This window comes from Janthinobacterium sp. HH104, from assembly GCF_001758715.1.
In the GTDB taxonomy this organism is placed as follows: domain Bacteria; phylum Pseudomonadota; class Gammaproteobacteria; order Burkholderiales; family Burkholderiaceae_D; genus Janthinobacterium; species Janthinobacterium aestuarii.
This window is the reverse complement of record NZ_LRIB01000062.1, coordinates 1-3,516: the sequence shown is the minus strand read 5'-3', so window position 1 is coordinate 3,516 and position 3,516 is coordinate 1. Positions and strand designations below refer to the sequence as shown.

5 protein-coding genes are annotated in these 3,516 nt (G+C 53.1%); all 5 read right to left on the bottom strand.

Features of this window, described 5'->3' with window-relative positions:
* Nucleotides 1–547, bottom strand: a 547-nt coding sequence (locus JAB6_RS27795; RefSeq protein ID WP_175444630.1) for a baseplate J/gp47 family protein, incomplete at its 3' end; no start/stop codon positions are given.
* Nucleotides 544–888: a GPW/gp25 family protein gene (locus JAB6_RS27790; RefSeq protein ID WP_070306061.1), complete on the bottom strand. Its 345-nt coding sequence runs from the start codon at nucleotides 886–888 to the stop codon at nucleotides 544–546. The genes JAB6_RS27795 and JAB6_RS27790, both read right to left, overlap by 4 nt.
* The gene (locus JAB6_RS27785) at nucleotides 885–1,547 is read right to left on the bottom strand and encodes a phage baseplate assembly protein V (RefSeq protein WP_070306063.1); all 663 of its coding nucleotides are present in this window, start codon (nucleotides 1,545–1,547) and stop codon (nucleotides 885–887) included. The genes JAB6_RS27790 and JAB6_RS27785 overlap by 4 nt, the downstream gene beginning before the upstream one ends.
* A gap of 66 nt (nucleotides 1,548–1,613) precedes the next feature.
* Nucleotides 1,614–2,951 (bottom strand): HEPN domain-containing protein, encoded by a 1,338-nt coding sequence (locus tag JAB6_RS29190; protein ID WP_139143536.1) that lies wholly within the window; start codon nucleotides 2,949–2,951, stop codon nucleotides 1,614–1,616.
* Between the two features lie 149 nt (nucleotides 2,952–3,100).
* Nucleotides 3,101–3,516: phage virion morphogenesis protein (locus JAB6_RS27780; protein WP_070306059.1), on the bottom strand; the 416-nt coding region annotated here is incomplete at its 5' end.

The following is a 3,516-nucleotide window of genomic DNA, read 5'->3' as shown; positions in this document are numbered from 1 at the left end:
CGGCGATGCCTGTGTCGTTGTTGGCCAGCACGGTGACGGTGACGCTGGCCGGCGCGGGGCTGGTGGCGCTCGCGTCCTTGACGCGGCCGTCGCTGCTGCGGGCATGGAATTCATACGACGCTTTCGGGCCGGCCACGGACAGGCCGTCCGGCGCTTCCTGGATGCGCAGTCGGTAGGCATCGTTGTCTTCCATGACCGCAAGCACGGGCGGCAGGGCGTTGGGATTGGCCGGCGTGATGGTCAGACGCGCCACGTTGACGTTGGCGCCCAGCTGGTCCAGGTCGCCGTCTAACGCAAACGCCAGCATGACGGCCTTGCCCGCCTCGTTGACGCGGTTGCGCAGGATGGTTTCCTGATAGCTGTTCTCTTCCAGCAGCTTGGTGGCTGGCTCCGATTCCAGCTCGAGCAGGGCCGTGACGGCCGCGCGTTCGGCTTCCGGCAGCAGGCTGACCAGATGGGCTTTGCGTGTGGCGAGGATGGCTTCGAAGTCCAGCACCTCGACCACGCTGGGCGCCGGCAATTGGGTCAGGTCGATAGGCGTGCTCATACGACGCCGCCTTGCTTGACGGGCACGGACAGGGTGATGCCTTGGCCATTCGCCGTGCCGTCCAGCAGCAGGGCGATGGCGCCGTCCGTGTCGCGCGTGAGCTGCACGCTGGCCAGCTGCAAACGCGGCTCCCAGCGGCGCAGGGCAAAGGCGGTGGCGGCGTAGATGCGCAACTGCGTGGCGCTGTTCAGGGGTTGGTCGATCAGTTCGGGCACTTCGGAGCCATAGCGGCGGCGCCGGATGCGCGAGCCGATGGGCGTCGTGAGAATGTCGGTCACGGACTGGCGCATGTGGCCCAGGCCCGTCAGGCTGCGCCCGGTGGCGGCGTGCATGCCCATCATGATTGCGGCCCGCTCGACTGGTCGCCGCCGGCCTTGACGCCGCCGTGCGCGTGCTTGGCCAGGCTGATGGCGCCGGCCAGCACGTCCTCGCTGGCCTTGATCGTCCCGTGCACGGCCATGGCCACGCCGCCAGCGGCGCCGGCCTTGGCGTTCACGCCGCCATTTAAAGTGGTGGCGCCTTCCACGGTGGTCGATTGCTTGACGATCAGGTTTTTCATGACGGTCAGGTCGCCCGTGCAAATGGTGCTGGGCGCGTTCGACGTGACCTTGTCGGCGGTGATGGTGGCGGTGCCGCCGGGCAGTAGGGCCGTCAGGGCGTGGGCCGCATGGTCGTACTGCACCACGGCGCCGTCGGGGTAGTGCGTGGTGTGGATGCTGTCGCTGGACTCGGGTGCGTCAAATGCCTGCGAGTACAGCGCCGGCACGATGATGCCGCGCGTCAGGTCGCCGCCAGGGGAAAAGACGATCACTTGTTCGCCGACAGTCGGCGCCGACCAAGTGCGCGTGCTGCCGGCGCGCGGCGTGGCCCATTTCAGCCATTCGGTGGTGAGTGTCGGCCCCAGCCGCACGCGCGCCTTTGCCCCTTTGACCTCGGCGATGGTGCCCAGGCGGATCAGGTTTTGCAGCAAGCGGAGGATGTCGGACAGGTCGGCGTTCATGCAATGCATGTTGCCGAAGTCCGCGTGCGGATGCACGCGGGGGCGGGTTGATATTCTGTTTAATGCCTACACCCCATCGAGCTGGGCCTGATGTACAGTTTCTGGCGCATCGTTTCCCTTATTGGAACCTAGCAGCACTTCGATATGTGAATTGGACAGCTGGTCAGTAATTTCACCTAACCTTACTACGCGCTGGCTCATTTCTTCGGCTGAGAAATGATGTCCGGGTTCGTGAACGATGATATTCCTCACTTGACTTGCCTCACAAATTTCTTTGTGTGTTCGTTTTCCGATATAACCATGCTCCAAAAGTTCACGTAGTAAGATTAGTGGCTGATATCGTCTTTTTCTGATAGTTTCTTCATCAATTTCAGGATTCGCTGATTTGTAAAGTTCAAAAATATTCTTCTCTACCTCTTTCCATCGTTGAATGTAATCCCCATACAATGCACTTGTTCTTATTGCGGCAATCTCCGCCAATTCATCTCGATCTGCTTCGGGTACTTCAACTTTATCCAAGTTGGAAATTGCATCAGTAATTTTCGGGCTAATTTCATCAATCAATATGGTTGTTTGTTTGAAATCTTCTCTGGTGAAAGAGTTGTTGTGAGCAATTTTACAGCGGTATTTGTAAAGCTTTTCCCAACGAGTTTGCAAATAATTTCCTTCGCAATTTACGTACTCTCTGAAATATCGCTCCCAGTTAGATTTGGGTAAAAAATTTCTGAGTTCGGAAGCAAGCATTTTCTCACTATCAGCAGAGCGAATTTTCTCATTCAATGACTTAATGTCAATCGTTCGATATTCGTCAAATAAAAATGTTGAAAGATCTTTGAAGTCTGTCTCATAAAGATAGTTATTGTTGTTTTCGATTCCTTCTGACTTATTGCTTCTTCTTAAATCTTCAGGGATTGTGTCTTTAGTCCACCCTAATCCGACATTGGTTAGCATGAATTTTGTTATGAGTTTCCGCATCAAATTTTCAATTTGATGTATCATGGGGTAAGCTTTCTGTGCATAATGGAAGCTAATATCATCCCATAATACTTGAGGTTTTTTGTCTGATATTCGATGAAGTAGGGAGCGGATGGATTTTAATAAATCATGGAATTCGTCAATGTTTTTTTCATTGTTGCATTCAAGTTTTATATTGAAAAATCTATTTCTTCCATCCTCTTGTTGACCCAATTTTAGCTCGTAGCCTATTTCGAGATTCTTATATTTAAATGTGTTGTTATGTATTTTTATATCTGAATTTGATTGCAAAAAATTATTGAATGATGCTCTGTCTCGGCAGAATGTACTGTCTGATTCTATAATTACTAAATATTCAATTTTCATTTTTAATTTATTGAGGATGATTTTTAAATTATTTTTATTGGTGAATTTTATTTGTTTTTGCAATAAATTTTATTTAATTAGTTGAGTTTGTGTGTCGCGTTTGAGAATTAGGTCAGCCGAGTTATGCATTTCTGCAGCAAAAATGAGGTCAGTGTTTCTTCACTCTAACTCATTTGATAACTATTGTCAGTTGAAGTTTGCATTGAAGCATCTTAGTTTTTTTCCATGTGACGCAGCAGCGATTCGCGTATCAACGTCCGATCCGGTTCGCTTACCCCCATTAGCGGCCGCTCCGGGTACTTGTACAGTGGGCCCTTTTTCGACAAGCGGTCTTGCCGGCCAAACTGATGCACGTGTGCGACTCGCGCGACCCAGCCAAAGAAGCCGACCTCGATCTGGTCGCCGGTCGCCTTCACTTTCAGATGTTTTACGGTGCGAATCTTGGCAAACATCGCGGCCTTCTGCCGCTTGATGCGCCCTTTCTTCCCCTTGAATTCCTTACGCCGCTTACGCGCCGGATAGGCCGCGCCATCCGGCCCCTGCTGCGCCTTGATGCGCTGCGCCTGGCCGCGACGCAGGTCGATGGCCACCTTGTGATTGATGGCGCGGCGTTGGGCCGGCTGCAGCT